18 protein-coding genes are annotated in these 18,340 nt (G+C 39.3%); 2 read left to right on the top strand and 16 right to left on the bottom strand.

Annotated features, from left to right (window positions below; genetic code table 11):
* The first annotated feature begins 187 nt into the window (after positions 1-187).
* Together HZ311_RS13960 and rpsT are read left to right on the top strand one after the other, a co-directional pair.
* Positions 188-457: a hypothetical protein gene (locus tag HZ311_RS13960; RefSeq protein WP_010735646.1), complete on the top strand. Its 270-nt coding sequence runs from the start codon at positions 188-190 to the stop codon at positions 455-457.
* Positions 458-858: 401 nt separating this feature from the next.
* Positions 859-1,113: a 30S ribosomal protein S20 gene (gene rpsT, locus HZ311_RS13955; RefSeq protein WP_010735647.1), complete on the top strand. Its 255-nt coding sequence runs from the start codon at positions 859-861 to the stop codon at positions 1,111-1,113.
* A gap of 114 nt (positions 1,114-1,227) precedes the next feature.
* On the opposite strand, the gene holA is transcribed toward rpsT, so the two are convergent.
* The 16 genes from holA to recQ form a co-directional block, all read right to left on the bottom strand.
* Positions 1,228-2,274 (bottom strand): DNA polymerase III subunit delta, encoded by a 1,047-nt coding sequence (holA, locus tag HZ311_RS13950; RefSeq protein ID WP_041684194.1) that lies wholly within the window; start codon positions 2,272-2,274, stop codon positions 1,228-1,230.
* Between the two features lie 36 nt (positions 2,275-2,310).
* The gene (locus tag HZ311_RS13945; protein ID WP_269153478.1) at positions 2,311-4,143 is read right to left on the bottom strand and encodes a DNA internalization-related competence protein ComEC/Rec2; all 1,833 of its coding nucleotides are present in this window, start codon (positions 4,141-4,143) and stop codon (positions 2,311-2,313) included.
* 132 nt (positions 4,144-4,275) lie between these two features.
* Entirely contained in the window at positions 4,276-4,587 is a 312-nt protein-coding gene (locus HZ311_RS15840; protein ID WP_232092495.1) for a hypothetical protein, read from the bottom strand.
* Positions 4,580-5,062 carry a ComE operon protein 2 gene (locus tag HZ311_RS13940; RefSeq protein WP_010735650.1) on the bottom strand — a complete coding sequence of 161 codons (483 nt, stop codon included), beginning with the start codon at positions 5,060-5,062 and terminating at the stop codon, positions 4,580-4,582. The genes HZ311_RS15840 and HZ311_RS13940 overlap by 8 nt, the downstream gene beginning before the upstream one ends.
* A 19-nt stretch (positions 5,063-5,081) precedes the next feature.
* The gene (locus HZ311_RS13935; RefSeq protein ID WP_041684192.1) at positions 5,082-5,732 is read right to left on the bottom strand and encodes a helix-hairpin-helix domain-containing protein; all 651 of its coding nucleotides are present in this window, start codon (positions 5,730-5,732) and stop codon (positions 5,082-5,084) included.
* Between the two features lie 122 nt (positions 5,733-5,854).
* Complete coding sequence (locus tag HZ311_RS13930; RefSeq protein WP_232092494.1) at positions 5,855-6,997, bottom strand: hypothetical protein; 1,143 nt, start codon at positions 6,995-6,997, stop codon at positions 5,855-5,857.
* A 302-nt stretch (positions 6,998-7,299) separates the two neighbouring features.
* On the bottom strand, positions 7,300-8,343 hold the full coding sequence (locus HZ311_RS13925) for a SepM family pheromone-processing serine protease (protein WP_137072335.1): 1,044 nt from the start codon (positions 8,341-8,343) through the stop codon (positions 7,300-7,302).
* The gene (coaD, locus tag HZ311_RS13920) at positions 8,333-8,824 is read right to left on the bottom strand and encodes a pantetheine-phosphate adenylyltransferase (protein WP_010735654.1); all 492 of its coding nucleotides are present in this window, start codon (positions 8,822-8,824) and stop codon (positions 8,333-8,335) included. The genes HZ311_RS13925 and coaD overlap by 11 nt, the downstream gene beginning before the upstream one ends.
* On the bottom strand, positions 8,825-9,382 hold the full coding sequence (gene rsmD, locus HZ311_RS13915) for a 16S rRNA (guanine(966)-N(2))-methyltransferase RsmD (RefSeq protein ID WP_023519532.1): 558 nt from the start codon (positions 9,380-9,382) through the stop codon (positions 8,825-8,827).
* A 183-nt stretch (positions 9,383-9,565) separates the two neighbouring features.
* Positions 9,566-9,907, bottom strand: a complete 342-nt coding sequence (locus HZ311_RS13910) for a YlbG family protein (protein WP_010735656.1) — start codon at positions 9,905-9,907, stop codon at positions 9,566-9,568.
* Entirely contained in the window at positions 9,891-10,322 is a 432-nt protein-coding gene (locus tag HZ311_RS13905; RefSeq protein ID WP_041684405.1) for a YlbF/YmcA family competence regulator, read from the bottom strand. The genes HZ311_RS13910 and HZ311_RS13905 overlap by 17 nt, the downstream gene beginning before the upstream one ends.
* A complete protein-coding gene (locus HZ311_RS13900) occupies positions 10,309-11,439 on the bottom strand; it encodes a CAP-associated domain-containing protein (RefSeq protein WP_178946761.1) in 1,131 nt (376 codons plus the stop codon). The genes HZ311_RS13905 and HZ311_RS13900 overlap by 14 nt, the downstream gene beginning before the upstream one ends.
* Before the next feature lie 17 nt (positions 11,440-11,456).
* Positions 11,457-14,885: a pyruvate carboxylase gene (locus HZ311_RS13895; RefSeq protein WP_023519529.1), complete on the bottom strand. Its 3,429-nt coding sequence runs from the start codon at positions 14,883-14,885 to the stop codon at positions 11,457-11,459.
* Positions 14,886-14,906: 21 nt separating this feature from the next.
* On the bottom strand, positions 14,907-16,073 hold the full coding sequence (locus HZ311_RS13890; RefSeq protein ID WP_010735660.1) for an FtsW/RodA/SpoVE family cell cycle protein: 1,167 nt from the start codon (positions 16,071-16,073) through the stop codon (positions 14,907-14,909).
* Between the two features lie 2 nt (positions 16,074-16,075).
* Positions 16,076-16,378 carry an Fpa/YlaN family protein gene (locus HZ311_RS13885; protein ID WP_010735661.1) on the bottom strand — a complete coding sequence of 101 codons (303 nt, stop codon included), beginning with the start codon at positions 16,376-16,378 and terminating at the stop codon, positions 16,076-16,078.
* Positions 16,379-16,475: 97 nt separating this feature from the next.
* Entirely contained in the window at positions 16,476-18,254 is a 1,779-nt protein-coding gene (recQ, locus tag HZ311_RS13880) for a DNA helicase RecQ (protein WP_023519528.1), read from the bottom strand.
* Between the last annotated feature and the right edge of the window lie 86 nt (positions 18,255-18,340).

Below are 18,340 nucleotides of genomic sequence, written 5' to 3'. Positions count from 1 at the left end.
ACTATTTTTTTAAATATCTATAAAAAAAGGCGAAAAACTTGAAAGATCTTGGGATTATTCAAGTTCTTTCGGCTTTTTTTTGGCTTGGTGCTTCTTTTTTGTTATACTAAGTGTAAGTGCACCTCTTTTATGCAGGAAATTTTAAAAAAAGTGCGAAATGTTTGATTTAGAAGAAAGGAAGACGCTCGTGGAAACTTTTGAAGGTCTTTTGATTGATACGTATGTTTTACAAGAACAACCAATGATGTTGACTGGTTTGAATCTCCAACTTGAAGATCGGGTAATCAATTGTCTAATTAAAGATCGCTACTTGGCAAAATATGTTTTACGTTTACCTTTAAACAAATATGTATTGGAAGTTAGCGGAAAATGGAATCGTCGAAATCAATTAGTCATCAAACGAATGATGATCAAAAACATCGATGAATACATCAAAATCATTGGAACACCCGAATAGCTCCTTTTCATGCATTCTAATTAGTTATAAAATAACTAAACTATGTTAACGTTATGATTCATTGATTTGAAGCAATCGTATCCCTTTTCAAAAAAAACTTTGCAAACGGTTGACTTTGTTATATACTATTTCAGTACCAAACATCCCATTCAATTATTTATTTACCAAGATAAATTAAACCACGTTTGGTTAAGCGCTCGTTGTCTCCCACAACAGCGCTTTTTCTTTTGTTTTTTTGTTTTTCTGCCACTCATAAATCCACGCTCTCTGATATTTATTACGTGTTAAGGAAAAAAACTTGTCATGTTGATATTGCAATGCGCGCTCGCATTAGGTATAATAATGAATGTTGAATTATGCGGTAACACGCGTAAGAACTTTACTTATCGGAGGTGAAACAAATGCCAAACATTGAATCTGCAATCAAACGTGTTCGCACAAGCGAAAACGCGAATGTAAAAAATTCATCTCAAACTAGTGCTATGCGTACTGCAATCAAAAAATTTGAGGATGCTGTAGCTTCAGGTGCTGACAACGTAGATGCGTTATATAAAGACGCTGTTAAAGCGATCGATATGGCTGAAACTAAAGGTCTTATCCACAAAAACAAAGCAAACCGCGACAAATCTCGTTTAAGCAAAAAAATCGCTAAATAAGGAAATCGGCCACGGCCGGTTTTTTTATTTCCTTTTTCTATACACAAATACACACAGTTTGGCTGATCCCTTTGATGATCAACCGAACTGTGTGTATTTGTGTTGCTATTGTTTTTATTTATTATTTAATCTTTCAGCTGCCTGAAACACAAATAATTGGAAACTCAATTTCTTTTCGATCTGTCCACTTTTTACTTGATAGTCCATCTCGACTAATTGGTCGAACAATTGGACTAATGTTCGTTCATCGAACTTCCTAACTTCTTGCATTGCCAATTTTACCCGATAGGGATGGATTTTCAAAGTTTCCGCAATGTTTGCTTGTTGGTACCCGATTTTGACTAAAAATTTCGTTTGGAGATACAATCGTAGTTGGGAGAGTAGGATCGCATTGATCTTGATGATCTCTTCCCCTTGTGTGACTAAATCTTCAAATAATCGCAGGGTATGTTCCGTATCTCCAGAAAGCATATATTGTGTCATGTCAAAGATATTATGTTCCAATGTCTTAGGCACTAATTGTTCGATTTCTTTCGCAGAGATTGCTGATTGATTCTGTCCATATAACATCAATTTATCTAATTCTGCCATCATTTTTGATAAGTCTAAATCAGTCAATCGTAAAAAAAGGTCAATTGCTTTACGATCTAGAGTAAGCGGTGTATTTTCTAATGTATTCAATAAATACTGTCGCACTTCTTTTTCATTCAATTGCTGAACATTGATCGATATCGCCGTTTTCTTCAATTGTTTCGTGACTTTTTTTCGTTCATCTAATTTTTCATAAGGCGCAAAAAAAACGAGTACGGTTGATTCAAGCGGTTCTTTTAAATAGTCTACTAAAAGATCTGTGTTTTGTTCGATACTGTTGCTGTTTTTTTCACCCGTCAAAAAATAAGGGTTTTCGACAAAAACCACCCGTTGATCACCGAAAAACGGTAAGGTTTCTGCTTCAGCGATTACGTCATCGATCGTTGCTTGAGTCATATCAAATCGCAGAAAATTAAGGTCATCTTCTCCTGATATTTGTATTTTCTTGAGGATTTCTGTACGCACTTGGTCTTGTAAAAACTTCTCAGTTCCTAAAACGAGATAACAAGGTGCGAGCTTTTCTTTACGAATTTTTTGTAGTTCAACTTGGATACTCACATCTCTCACCACTTTCCAATTTATCCTATCACGAGAAAACAAAAATTACTAGTCTATCATTTTATGAAGTCGGCCATTTTTTGTCCAAATAGGATGCCAATAAAAAGTGATCGCTCCATTTTTATCTGTTCGATAAACTGCACTCTCTAAGCTTTCTAACGTTTCAAGGACTTCAGGATGTGGATGGCCATAGCGATTGTCAAGCCCGTTAGATAAAATCCCCATCTTCGGTTGTAAAGCAGCCAAAAACATAGGATGACTCGAACTACGACTCCCATGATGTCCTAGTTTCACGACCTCCGCCCTTAATGTTGGGTAAGCATTCAACAGGTCGAGTTCCCCTTCTTGATCCAAATCCCCCAGTAATAAAAAGCGCTGCTTCTTATATGCGAACCAGAGAACCACTGAATCTTCATTTTTTCCTTGCCCTTCTTTACTTGGCATCAAAACGTACAAGTCAAAGCAAGCAGATATTCGATCTCCTTGCCTGACTTCTATGATCTTGGTTCCTAACTGACTAATTTTTATCAATCGTTCGCGAAACTTTGGCTCTTTGGCAGCGCCCCAACCAATATATATCTTTTCAATGGTGAAATGTGACGAGAGTGTCTCTAATTCTCCGATATGATCAGTGTCATTATGTGTGAGAAATAGTTTTGTGATCGTGGTGATCCCTTGTCCTTTTAAATACGGAACGATATTATTTTCTGCATAAGGACGAGTAATACGTTGCTGCCACGCTTCTGTTTCAACATTTAATCTGCCCCCAGTATCGATTAAAATCACTTCTTGTTTCATCGGACTTTTTAGTAGGATACTGTCGCCTTGTCCGACATCGATAAAGGTGATCGTAGTCGAGGCATCAAGTAATGGTATCAAGAAATAACTGAGGAGGAGTGATAATGAATAAATGATTTTTTTCCATGGCGGAATCGTTACGCTCTCAAACAAAAGTAAGAGGACGACAATACTCAATAAAACGAAATAAAAAGCGGGTTGCCCGATCGTCAGTGTGGAGAAATCAAAACAAGAGAGGAAGTCTTCAAAGAGAATCAAACACGATTCGAGGATTTCTAATAAGGACTGCGGAAGGATGTTGCCTGCTAAAAAGAGAATGATCACCCCTGGAAGAAGGACGTATTGGAATAATGGAATACCAAGTGTCGTGAATAGGCCACCTAAAAACGACCACTCATAGAAATACCAAGCACTTAAAGGTAATTGGATTGCACTTGTTTGGAATAAATAGAATAAACGATTGTTCCAACCTTTTGATGAGTGAGAAAATGTCAAAAACAATAAACTCATCCATATACTTAATTGCGCGCCCATTTGAAGCAGGATTAATGGATCGAACAATAAAAGCAACCATAGATTCAAAGAAAAGCAATCAAGCGTAGATAGTTTGATTGCTGCCAATTTAAGTATAAGCTTCAACATAAATAAGCTCCCTGCTCTAACCACAGAAAATGAGCCTCCAGCTAATAGGATATACCCCACTGTAAGCAATGTCAGTGGAAGAATCGTAATAGACAAAAGACAGCCACTTCGTCGAAAAAGATAATACAAAAATCCTAAATAATAGTGGACATGCATCCCAGAAACTGCGAATAGATGCAGTAACCCAGTGGCTTTAAAAATTGATTCGGATTCGCGAAAAGAAGCATCACGATAACCGTAAAGTAACGCGTTGATATACATCCCTATTTTTTCAGGATAGCGTTTTTTTACATAATTGATTGCTTTGCCACGGAGGTCACGAAATAGAGTCACCCCTCCCATTGTTGAAGGCAGGACTTGAAAATCAGTTCCATGAAACTGACCACTGGTTCGTGATCCCTTCAGATATTTGACCGCATCAAATGCATAACGATTACGCAGGGATTCAGGTTTCTGATAACTGCCAGTTACTCGAAGTTCAATCGGATAACCGCGAAAGTCTTCCCATTGTTGTGCTTCTGCTTTTGTTTTGGCTTGATAACTTAGCTGTACTTTTTGTTTCGTTGGGATTCTTCACGCCTCTACAATCAACCAGTCGCCATTCCGTTGAATTGTATCGGTCATCAATAGAAACTCTTCAGTTGTTTTTGTGTGATCAATCGAGGGAACCTCTGAACGAAGACAAGCCAACCAGACTGTCAGACTGCAAAAACAACAAAGATAGATCACGGCTTGCTTGTGTTTGAATAGGACCAGAAGAAAAAGACCAGCAACGATCAAGCGAGAAAGATCATGCTCCTTATAGTAAACGAAACATAAAATGACCGAAGACATTGCTGGTAAAATCAAGTAATTACGAACTTGTTCGCCAAATTGTTTAATCAAGTTCTCCTGTTGACTCTTGTTGAAGTTTAGCAAAATATTTCATATCTAAATTGACTTGATGGACGGATGCACCTAATTGGGTAATCAATGACTGTGCATAAGGGTCATTGCGATAATCATGCAAGTAGTGGATTTTCCTGATTCCTGCTTGAAGCAATGCTTTTGTACATGCCAAACATGGAAAATGGGTGACATAGATCTCTGACCCTTCTGTAGGAACTCCAAGTTTTGCACATTGGAGTAACGCATTCATTTCTGCATGGATCGTTCGTAAACAGTGACCATTCACGACATAGCAACCTTCGTCGATACAATGAACATCCCCACTCACTGCGCCGTTATAACCACCCGCAATGATTCGTTTCTCTCTAACTAATGTGGCACCTACTTCTAATCGTGTACATGTACTTCTTAATGATAATAACACGGCTTGTGCCATAAAATACTGATCCCAAGGAATTCGTTCATTTCTCATAATTTGTCTCCTCATTGGTTTATTCTATAATTGTAACGAAGTTTTTCAGTTTTTCAACTGTCTTTTCGCCAAATCCCGATATTTCTTTCAAACTTTCAATTGTTTGGAAGGAACCGTTGGTTTCGCGATAATTGATGATCTCTTGTGCTTTCATTGCCCCGATTCCTGGAAGCTCCTGTAATTCAGCAAGGCTGGCAGTATTAAGATTGACTTTCTTTTCCTCTGGCTGTTCTTTTTCCTTTACTTCCTCAACTAACTGAGGCATCTCTTCGCCAACTTGGGGAATATATAGCACTTGTTGGTCCGAAACTTTTGCAGCAAAATTGATTTGTTTTTCATCAGCGTGTGCAGTCAATCCTCCTGCTTTTTCAATGATATCAAATACACGTTCCTCGTCGGTAAATGCGTATATTCCTGGCCGATGGACATTGCCTTTCACGTCTACATACATAATTGGGTCGTTTGTCGTTGTTCCGGTTGTCGCAGTCTTTTGGTAACTATCCGAGCTTGTAGCAGTTAGCAACGGTACGTTACTAGCTTCATTGATCTTAGTTGGACCGATCTGACGGTATAAGACCACTCCTACTATCATACTAACTGATACACTGCATATAAAAAATAGAATGAAACGTTTTGGCGAATCAAAGATTTCTTGAACTATTTTCTTCATTGGTATTCTTTGCTATTTCATTTTCCTTTCTAAAAAATAGTGAAAAAACATCTATACTTCGATGTTCCTTCACTATTAGATACGCCTCAAATGATGATTTCTTTTATTTTTATATCCACGGTTTATTTAGTTGGTTCTATCCTTGGTTTCGGCTTCAAACTTGGAGAAGGCGGAGCTGGTCGTCGATTTTCCCCTGACTTACTCATTGCTGCTTGTTTGGTCATGCCAAATGAACGTTTGCCTGAGTCATTATGACTATTAAAAACCATACGGTCGGACTTCCCAGATCTGTTCTCTATTTCCAAGATTCGTTGTTTCACCGATTGCACAGCACCTTCTACAGATAAGTTTTTTGACGAAATAAGTCCTTGATTGATCGCAGATTTTACTTCTCGAGGTTTCGAATCACGTCGTTCAACCTCATCTTTCAATGAATTTTTTCTTCCATTATTTTCTTGCAACTCTGAAATTGGTGATAACCGTCTTGGTTGTTTGCTTTGTTGCTCATGATGACCAGTAAATGCTCCCTCGCCATGAACAGAAGAATTTCTGTGGTGTCCAGTTATAGGTCGTTCGATTCGTTCCTCTTCATTATGGGAAACTTCTATATACGATGAAACTTTCTCCCCATTGTTCGCTCGTCGGATTACTGCGTAAATAACGGAGTCATCTTTTCCATGGATAATTATCTTGCGAGACTTCTCGCTTTCTCCACCTTCCTCTAGGAAAGAAAGGGTACTGTAGTGTAATTCATCTTCTGTTTCAGGTTGACGCCGTTTTTTTTGCTCCGAAGATTGTGCTCGAAACTGTTCCCTTAGTTCCAACCCGCGAGCCGTAGGGATAGATTTCGCTCTTGAAGCTAAGCGCTCGATTTCATCAACGATTTCTTTTGAATCAATCCATACATCTTTAGCAACAATCGATTGAATATATTCTGATTTAAAATATTTACTATTCAAATCCTTTAGTGTATTCTCATATTTTTTAGGCTCTTTATTCTTACGCCTAAGAATAAAATTGAAAACTCTATCCGTTTTACTCAACTTCTTCTGTCGAAAATCTGCAAGTAAGCGCCTGGTCCACAACACACCGTTTCGATGTTTTGACAGTTGGTCTTTCGTTTCTTCCAATTGTTTGTCAAAATCAATCAATACACGTTTAAAGTCTGCTGTTTTCCGCAAATGCCCAAAATTTTTTTTATACTTTTTTTCGGAGTAATATTCTCCGATATCGAATGATGATTCTCGATTGCTTGGTTGTTCCATATTTATCTTGCCCCTTTCTAACTCTTTTTTATATAGTAGCAAACTTACTTAAAATTACCTACAAAATAACAAAACGTTTTTTTGTAATTATTGAAAAAAAAGAAAAAGAGGGGACATGAGCCCTTTCGTACCACCTAAACCGAATAAACGGCGGGAACAGATAGAAACTCTTCGAAAAATAATGCGCCACTCACAAAAATTTAAAAAACAATTTTCGTGGATGGCGCATTATTAGTTGATGCTAAACATGTCTAGACCTCGCTTTAAAATATGAGTACAAAACATACAAGTCGATAAACCGTTTATTTCATGTTCTCAAGATACTCTAAGGCATCTTGCACTGTTTTGACCGGAACGATCTTCATCGATGTATTGAGTTTTTTAGCCGCAGCTTTGGCTTCTTCATAGTTCGTTTTGATATCTGGATTTTCTTTTTTCACTTCCTCAGAAATCGTATCATCTGGCGCAAAAAAGATATTCATTCCTGCTTCGTCTGCACTTGCCACTTTTTTATCGATTCCACCGATTCGTCCCACTTCACCTGCACTATTGATTGTCCCTGTACCGGCTATTTTTTTCCCTTTACGGATGTTTTTATGGGTCAACTGTTCATAGATCTCCAAAGTAAACATCAAGCCTGCTGAAGGGCCACCGATTGAACCAGAATTGATTGCCACTTCTGTGTCTGTGGCGATTTCTGTATGGTCGGTCAACGTGATCCCGATTCCTGGTTTTTTATCTGTCGATAACTCGATCAGTTTACCTGAAGCTTCTTCTTCTTTGCCATTGTGGATGAAGGTGATTGTGACAACCTGTCCTACTTCCTGTCCTTTCACGTACTTCATAAATTCTTCCGCACTCTTGAAACTCATCCCATCTACTTTCGTGACTGTATCGCCAACAGATAGTTTCTTGTAAAAACTCGAATTTTTTTCGACGCCCATGACATAGACACCTTTGAATTCCATCGTATACGGAATATTCGCTAGTTTCAAGGCTTGCTCGATGGCGGCATTTTGTGAGGATTCCATATAATATTTTTGCATCTGATTATATTCTTCATTTGTCGCTCCACCAGTCAACTCTTCTTCACTGATAACATCTTTGAAATCTGACAGCAGTGCGGAGACGACACCAAATCCTGTTGCTCTTCTGATTCCTACAGAAGTGAGAGAGAAAGAGCCTGATTCTTTATCTTCTTGATCATTGACTGTGATCATATCTTTAAGATCAATTGTGGCACCTGGAGCCTCCACATAATAGGGTAAAGGAACAATGACAAAGCCTGCTAATAACGTACCTAAAAGGATTACGGATAATGTTTTCCACCATTTCTTATTCTGCATCACTTTCACGCTTTCTAGCTAATGCTTCGTTGATCACAGTAGGTAAATAGGTGCTCACGTCCCCACCAAAATAAAGAACCTCTTTAAGCATACTTGAGCTGATATGGCTATACTCTGGTTTTGCCATAAAAAGCACCGTCTCCAATTCAGGACTCAAATGATGATTCATTTGCGCAATGTCACGTTCATATTCAAAATCTTTGAAGCTGCGAACACCTCGAACCAGCGCTTGAATACCTAGTTCTTTTGCCGTCGTCACTGTCAACTGTGTCTCTTGGTGGATCACTCGGACATTTTCTAAGTGTGCGACTGCTTGTGTGATCAATTCCAAGCGTTCCTCAGCCGTGAACAATGTTTTTTTTGATGTATTGATAAAGATACCGATGATCACTTCATCAAACAACTTCGCAGCTCGTTCGATCGTGTCTAAATGTCCCATAGTCAATGGGTCGAAACTCCCTGGAAATAAAGCTCTTCTCATTTATATTTCCTCTTTTCTATAAATGGTCACCGCAGAGATGCCATAGGTCTGCTGTTTGATTTGTTGAAAATTTCCTATTGTCTCAGGAAGCTCCACTGACTTATCTGTTTCGCATACGATCAAGGCAGCATCCTGAAAAAGAGCCAATTCTTCCATACGTTTAATTTGATCGACGATTTTTTGTTTAGCATAAGGTGGATCTAAAAATAGAATATCAATCTTTTGATCTTCTTTCGCCAGTGACTCAATCGCTTTATCAGCATCTAATTTCATTGTATTGAATTTGTTCGGTTCTTTAGTGATTTCAATATTTTCTTTGATTATTTTTAGTGCTTGATAGTTTTTCTCCACGCAGATTGCGTAGCTACAGCCTCTGGAAACTGCTTCGATCGCTAGACCCCCGCTTCCTGAGTAAAGATCCAAAACGACCTCTCCATTAAAATAAGGACCGATCATGTTGAATATCGACTCTTTGACTTTATCAGACGTCGGTCGAGTATTTGGCCCTGCTAAACTTTTTAAACGGCGACCGCCGTAATCTCCTGAAATTACTCGCATCTACTCACTCCTTGAAACATACTGTTATTAGTATACCAAAAAAATAGACTTGATTCCGACTAAAATCGTCAATTCTCAAGTCTATTTTTTCTTAATTTAACTTTTTATAACTATTCAAAATCTTTTTATCACATTTTCTTCATTTTCGTCGATTTTATTAACTATAACGCTAGACTCTCTTTACTAGAAAACGTGATCAGCTAAGCGGATCTTGGTGTTTAATTCTTCGATCTCGAAGCCTTCTTCTTTTGTGTCCGCCTTTTTGCCGATTTTTTCAGCAAAATTCATTTCGATATCTGGTCGATAAGAACGTTCGACATTTCGTACGAAATGTAATTTCTTGATCCTTTCTTCCGTTTGTTCATAGTTGTCTTCATTTAAATACATGATCACATACTTCATTTTACGAGAGACATAATGCACTAATCCAAATTTGCGAAGATTTTTCAATTGTTTTAAACTATATACCCACACGACTAACCCTCGCCGATGTGTTTGTTCAAATTTTTTATTTTCTATGTCCATGGCAGTTTCCTCCGCACCCTTCACTTTTTTCAAAAAATGGACTACCTGCACTGATTTTGATCTCCGTCGAAATCGTATGTGCAAGTTGTTTTCCAATGGAATCTAGTATCTTTTGTAATTCTGTTTCACTTATTCGAAAAGCTGCTACTTCCTCATTTAGATCCAACTGCCTTTTGGCTTGGCGTACAGTTCGTTGTTTTTCACGAAACTCTGGAATGTACTTTCCATAAGGTGAAATTTCTTCAAATGCTTGTCTGCTTACAATAAAATCATTTTTTAACTGGTTGACGTTGATAGAAGTTTCCATCTCTTTTTTAGTTTTGAGATATTGTTCCATCATTTTACTTGTTACAATCGTTTGAACAAGCTGATGACACTGGTCCTCCAGTTCAAACAACTCCTCATTGATTATCACTGCTTTCACTAGTCTCCTCTTTTTCCTTCATTAAGACTAACATGTTTTCTTTCGAAAACGCAACGCCTAACTGTGTTGGTTCTTTTTCCAAGAATCGATCATGATAATAAGGATCAGTATATAACAATAACACTGAAAAAGTCGGATCAATGATTGGATGCATGAAAATCCCAGTTGTTTGATCTAATTGTCGTTTTTCCACTAAGCGATTGATTTCATCATTTGACAACGTAAATTTAACTGTAGTTTGCGAAGTCTGTGTTGCCATTTGCCACTCTGCCAAACGATTTTCTGCCAACCATTCTTCTGGTTTTTCGATAAAGTCTGTTAACAGTACATTCGTTTGGATCATAAAATCTGGAGAGTAATGATAATCAGGCAGTTCAGCTTCTTGGCGTAATCTCGTCAATACTCGAGTGATGACACGCTCTCTTGATTGATTGATACTTTCCCAGTCTGCTGAACTATCCATTTCGTAGTGGGGCAATCCCTCTCCAAAGACCTGGTAAGGCATTAATTTCAATAAGCTTTTCTTATTTAAATAAACTGTTGAAAATAATCCACCTGTGTCTTGATCAAAGAAAAGCATCGCAAATGTACCGTTATCAAAAGCAATCAAGGGACGATAATTCATGTCTTCTTCAGTTAACTCGATTCCGACTTCTGTCTCTTCATACTCAAATGTGAAGTTCGGAAAAATCGTTGTAATCTCTGTCAGATCCTGCATAGTCATGCCAACGGCAAATGGTGTCAAACTAGTTGCGTTCGCATTTAAAACTTTGATAGCCTCTACTCGGTCATTTTGTATATTTGCTTCAAGTACGATTTGTTGAATTGGATCTTGATAATATCTGATCTCAAAGCCGAATCCGCTCGTCAAACGATCTTTAGGTGAACCAATCTCTGCTTCTAATTCGGTGACTGATCGACCAATATATGTAGAAAAGCCAGTCGCATTTAGCTCCTGGTATTTCCAAGACGTTACCTGATTTTGATTTCCTATCAGTTGTTGGTCTTGCGTGGATGTTTCAAGTTTGGGAGGGAACACTACTGGCTCCAAATATAAAGCCGACGTGACGAATAGTAGTGTTGCTATAAATAGACCTAGTCGTTTCAAATGTTCCCTCTCCTTTCTTATTTTTCTGTAACTTCGATCAATAGATCTCCTGAGGCAATGGGATCGCCAGCAACAACATAGAGATGTGCGATTTCTCCATCAAATGGTGCTTCAATGGCCGTTTCCATCTTCATTGCTTCAGTAACCATCAATGTATCGCCTCTTTTGACCGTATCGCCTTTTTTCACCAAGACGTCTAAAACTGAACCGGACATCGTCGCACCGATTTGTTCGCGATTGGTTGGTTCTGCTTTTCGTCTAGTTTTTACCGCACTGACGATCGACGTATCTTTGACGGTGATTTCTCTTCGTTGACCGTTCAAATTAAAGAATAACACACGATTTCCTTCAATATCAGGTTCACCGATCTCGTCTAAACGAATGATCAGGATCTTGCCTTTTTCGATTTGAACGTTGACCGTTTCCCCTAAACGAATCCCTTGGAAGAAAGTCGGTGTATCCAGTAATGTGACATCGCCAAATTGATTATAAGCGGTCTGATAATCCAAGAAGACTTGTGGATACATCAAGTAACTCAAGACTTCTTCTTGTTTTGGTTCATAGCCGATCTTTTTAGCTAATTCTGCTTTGACTTTTTCGAAGTCTACTGTTTCAGCGAACAATCCTGGACGTTCGGTGATGGCTGGACGACCTTTCAAAATGATCTTTTGGAGTTTTTCTGGGAACCCGCCTACTGGCTGGCCTAATTCACCTTGGAAGAAGGTAACGACTGATTCAGGGAAACTCAATGTCTCGCCTTTTTCGTAAATGTCTTCTTCGCTCAACTCATTTTGGACCATGAACAAGGCCATATCGCCTACAACTTTAGAAGAAGGCGTGACTTTGACGATATCACCAAACATCAAGTTTACTGTGTGGTACATTTTTTTGATATCATCCCAACGATGACCTAAGCCAACTGCTTTGGCTTGTTGTTGTAAGTTCGAGTATTGTCCACCTGGCATTTCGTGCATATAAACTTCAGTTTCAGGTGCATTCAAGCCATTCTCAAATGGTTTGTAATACATGCGAACATCTTCCCAATAGTGATTCAACTGTTGCGCATTTTCAATATTGATTTCTGGTACACGTGGACCATTGACCAAAGCGTAATACAAACTGCTCATACTTGGTTGGCTAGTATTTCCACTCATCGCACTCATCGCTACATCGACGATATCGACACCCGCTTTAGTTGCTGCTGAGTAAGTGATGATGCCATTGCCACTCGTATCATGTGTGTGTAAATGGATTGGTAGATCCGTTGTCGCCTTCAGTTCACTGATCAAGCGATAAGCAGCTTGCGGTTTCAACAGTCCTGCCATATCTTTGATTGCGATCAGATGAGCGCCTAACTGTTCCAGCTCTTTTGCCATGTCCTTATAATATTGCACATTGTATTTCGCACGACTTGGATCATTGATATCACCTGTGTAGCAAATCGTCGCTTCTGCAATTTTCCCTGTATCACGAACGGCTTGGATACTCTTTTCCATTTGCGGTACCCAGTTCAGACTGTCAAAGATCCGGAAGACATCGATGCCTTGTGTCGCTGCTTCTTTGATAAATTCAGCGATCACGTTGTCTGGGTAGTTGGAGTAGCCGACAGCATTCGATCCTCTAAAGAGCATTTGCAATAAAGTATTTGGCATCAAGGAGCGAATCTTTCTCAGGCGTTTCCATGGATCCTCATTCAAGAAACGATAGGCGACGTCAAATGTTGCACCGCCCCACATTTCGCTTGAAAACAGCTCAGGAAGCCCTTCACCAGTCAATCGCGCGATTTCTTTGAAATCTTTTGTGCGCACACGAGTAGCCAATAAGCTTTGATGGGCATCTCTAAACGTGGTATCTGTCAATAACACATTTTCTTGTTGTTTGACCCAATCCACTAATGCAGAAGCGCCGTCTTTGTCTAAGACATTTTTTGCTGTGATATAATCCGGACGAGTGATCAGCTCTTTTGGCATACGTGGTGCATCGTAATATGGTTTTTCACCACGTTCAATGCCAGGGAAACCATTTACTGTGATTTCTCCGATGTATTTCATCGTTTTATTTCCACGGTCACGTAAGCGTGGGAAGTCAAATAATTCATTGGTACTATCGATGAACGTCGTTTTAGCTTGTCCTGATTGAAATTCTGGGTGCAAGATGACATTCAACATAAATGGAATATTTGTTTTCACTCCACGGATACGGAATTCTCTCAAGCAACGTTCCATTTTTTGGATCGCTGTTGCAAAATCAGCCGCATGGGTACAAACTTTTACTAGAAGCGAATCAAAATATGGGGTAACGATGTAACCTGCATAGGCATTCCCTACATCTAAGCGGACGCCCATCCCACCTGGTGAGCGATACGTATCGATCTTACCAGTATCTGGTAGAAAGTTACTCAATGGGTCTTCCGTTGTGATCCGACATTGGATGGCTGAACCTTTGATTTTTATTTCACTTTGCTGTGGCAATCCGATTTCTTTATGCAGATCTTTTCCTTGTGCAATCAATAATTGCGTCGTCACGATATCGACATCCGTAATCATCTCAGTGATCGTATGCTCCACTTGGACACGTGGATTGACTTCAATAAAATAAAATTCGTCATTTTCCACTAAAAATTCGACTGTCCCTGCATTGACATACCCCACATGCTTCATCAACTGGACAGCAGCCTGACAAATACGTTGACGCTGTTGCTCATTCATCGAAACGCAAGGAGCGACTTCTACGACTTTTTGATGACGCCGCTGGACTGAACAATCCCGTTCAAATAGATGGATGATGTTTCCATGGGTATCCCCTAAGATCTGGACCTCGATGTGTTTCGGATCAGCGATATACTTTTCAACATAGACTTCATCACTACCAAAAGCAGCTTTCGCTTCACTTTTTGCACGTTCATATCCTTCACGAGCGCCTTTTTCGTCATATGCTACACGCATCCCACGACCGCCACCGCCTAATGCTGCTTTGATCATCACTGGATAGCCATGACGTTCAGCAAATGATAAAACTTCTTCAATTGACTCTACTGGACCATCTGTCCCAGGGATCGATGCGATACCAGCTTCGATTGCTGCTGTTTTCGCTTTGATCTTATCGCCAAAAATATCAAGATGATGAAGTTCTGGCCCAACAAAAGTGATGCCTTCTTCTTTGCACCGTGTGGCAAAGTGTAAGTTTTCAGATAATAATCCGTAACCGGGATGGATCGCGTCCGCTCCACTAGCCTTAGCAATCTCAAGAATCCCTTCAATATCAAGATACGCATCTATCGGTCTTTTTCCTTTACCAACTAGATATGCCTCATCCGCTTTAAAGCGATGAACGGAATATTCATCTTCTTCTGCATAGACACCTACAGTTTGGATCCCTAATTCTGTACACGCGCGAAATACCCGTACAGCAATTTCTCCTCTGTTAGCTACCAAAACTTTTCTCATCGAATCACTCCTACGTCAATTTTAGTAAATACCTAAACTCTTACGTTTCTCATCTGCGCTGATATTCAGGACGAAACCTACGCAGATCGAAAGCATCAGCAAACTCGAACCACCTTGACTCAAGAATGGGAATGTGATCCCTGTCAATGGGATGATCCCAGTGATCCCGCCAAGGTTGACAAATACTTGGATCAGAAACATCGAACCGATCCCGATACATAGCAAAGAATTAAATGGATCTTTTGAGCGGATGCCCACTAAGATGATACGCGCAATCATGAACATCAATAAAGCTAAGATCAAAATACCCATGATCACTCCTAATTCTTCTACTACGATGGCATAGATAAAGTCGGTTTGCGCTTCTTGTAGAAATCCTTTTTTCTGGATACTATTCCCTAATCCGCGACCGAATAGACCACCGTTGAACATCGCATAATAACCATTCACCATTTGGTGTCCGTTATTCAATTCATCAGTAAAAGGGTTTTGAAAAATCTCAAAACGATGATAAATATATTGTAGGCGACCAGGGAAAAGTTTCCCTTGGGTCACGTTGATCAACCAAATTGTTACTACACTAAAAATGATTCCTCCGACACCGACGATCAAGGTGTAAAAATAATTGACGCCGCTAGCTAATAGTAACACGATGATGATCAAAAAAATAACCGTTGCATTCCCAAAATCGGGTAGACTTGCCACTAACACTGTCAAGGCAAGTACTAACAATAAAGGTCGTTTGACCGTTGCAATGAAGTTTTTTTGCACACTCATTTGTCTCTGTGACAAAGTAAAGGAAAGATACCAGATGGCAATGATCTTTAGGTATTCGGCGGGCTGGATAGAAAATCCGGCAATTTCAAGCCAACCTTTTGCACCATTACGTTCTTCCCCAAAAAATAAGACGATCAATAATAAAATCGTCAAGACTGCGATAGCCGCCATGATCAATCGCTGATTTTTCAATACACCGATTTTCATTTTGTATAGGAGTGCAATAACGATCAAGCTAAGCACCCAAAAAATACTTTGATTGATGACTGATGACGCTGGATTGCTCCCATTTGCTAATAGCAAGTAGGAGGTGGAGCTATAAACCATGATCAACCCGATGATACATAAAATCAAATATGGAATCAAAATACTGTAATCCAACAGATGCCTTTTTTTCACTTTATTCGGCAAGCTTATTCCCCCTTGCCACTTTCTTTTTTATCATAATTTTCTCGGTAAACTTCATTGTATAAGTGATTCAATTGACGTTCTAACTCACTGAGCATCAGTTGCCCTTCTTTTTTTTCAATGATCCCTACACGTATCGCAAAACTCACTTGTTGAGAAAATCCATACATTTGTGTATCGACTACCTCTTCAAAGGCTTTGCACTGCGAGATACAAAGACTGTTTGTTTGATTTTGGATCAAACGCTTGATGCGATCTGCCTCATCAATCAACACATTGAGTGCCGTCTCTTTTGAAAGAGAATCCATTTGCCTTTCCCTCCATTTCTAAGTTCATTCATTATAGCATATTTTATGCGATAACTGAGCAAGAACCTAGATTTATCTAGGCTTTTTTTTAGGTTTTTTAACTGTCACTTGGCGTAGCGCTTTCTTGGAAATTTTTGATTACCTGCAAGAACATTTCACCGTACTTATCAAGCTTGCTTTGCCCTACCCCTTTGATTTGGAGAAGTGCCAATCGGTCATTTGGTCGATGCTGACTCATTTCTTTGAGTGTCGCATCTGAAAAAACAACATACGGCGGAACACCTGCATCAACAGCTAAATCAGTCCGTAACTGGCGTAATACTTCAAATAGACCATCCGTTTCGTCATGCGACAATTGTTGCACTTTTTTGGGTTCCTTTTTGTGGACAGTTACTTTTCCCATAAGCACTTGCACCCCAAGATCGCTGACTTTCAAAACAGGGTATTCACCACTAGCCGCAAGTAAGTAGCCACTTGAAATCAGATAGTCGATCAACTGTAATATATTTTTTTGTGACAGATTCCTTAGTAGACCATAAGTAGACAATCGATCAAACTGAAACTGTTTGATTTTCTGATCTTTTGATCCGGCAAGGACTTTCATTAGTAATTGTTTTCCGTAGTTCTCACCCATTCGTTTCAAACAAGACAAAACCATTTGCGTTTCTGTGGTCACATCGACAAGTTCACGATCATCAAGACAGTTGCCACAACGCTGACAAGGCTCGCTTGCTTCTCCAAAGTAAGAAAGAATATATTGTTGCAGACAGGATTCGATATGGACGTATTCAGTCATTGCTCGGATCTTGTCGTATTCCTTATGTTTTTGTGCTTCCTCACGTTGCGATTGTTGAACAAAAAACTTTTGGACTTGCACATCTTGTGGCGCAAATAGCAAAATGGCTTCACTAGGTAAGCCATCTCTTCCGGCACGACCAGCTTCCTGATAATATGCTTCTAATGAACCTGGTATTTGGTAGTGAATGACAAAACGAATATTACTTTTATTGATCCCCATTCCAAAAGCGTTCGTTGCTACTAATAGCTGAATACGATCATAGAGGAAAGCTTCTTGCATTTCCGTCCGTTCCCTTTCTGAAATACCGCCGTGGTATCTGCCAACGGAAAAACCAAATTTCGCCAACAACTGATATAGTCGATCCACTTCTTTTCTAGTCGCGGCATAAATGATGCCGGATTGATTTTGATTCACTTTTAAATACTCGACCAAATATTGTTCTTTTTTTTGATCTTTGATAACCTGCAACCTCAGATTTTCTCGTGCAAATCCAGTTTGAATATGGTTCTGTTCAGGGATTTTTAAAAGTCTTTTGATATCTGTCGCTACAGGGACAGTAGCAGTTGCTGTCAAGGCCACGATGGGCGGACGCTGAGGAATACCTTCTAAAATATTCGCCATCTGTAAATAACTGGGTCTGAAATCATGCCCCCATTGCGAGATACAGTGGGCTTCATCAATGGCAATCAAGCGAACGGACCAACGATTCATCGCTTGGATAAAATCAGGCATGATAAAACGTTCTGGTGCAACATATAACAATTGATACTTTTCTTCATCTAATGAACGAAAACGTTGTGCCACTTCATATCCTTCTAATGAACTATTAATAAACGTAGCAGCGATCCCCAGTTGATTCGCAGCATCCACTTGATCTTTCATCAAAGAGATCAAGGGAGAAACGACGATTGTCACCCCTTCCAAGGCTAGCGCAGGTAGCTGATAACATATTGATTTTCCGCTTCCAGTCGGCATGATACCCAAGACATCTTCTTGAGCCATGATTTTTTCAATGATTTCTTTTTGGCCTGGGCGGAAAAGCTCATATCCAAAATATTTTTTTAATAACTGCTCCACATGCGGCCTCCTCGATTTCTGTTTGTTTTTACACTTTCAAGTTTTACTTCTTTCATCTAACTATTAATTACGCATTTTCTCAAATG

Origin of the sequence: Enterococcus mundtii (genome assembly GCF_013394305.1) — a bacterium.
GTDB classification, from domain to species: Bacteria; Bacillota; Bacilli; order Lactobacillales; family Enterococcaceae; genus Enterococcus_B; species Enterococcus_B pernyi.
The sequence above is the reverse complement of the archived record's forward strand: the minus strand, read 5'-3'. Positions and strand labels throughout refer to the sequence as shown.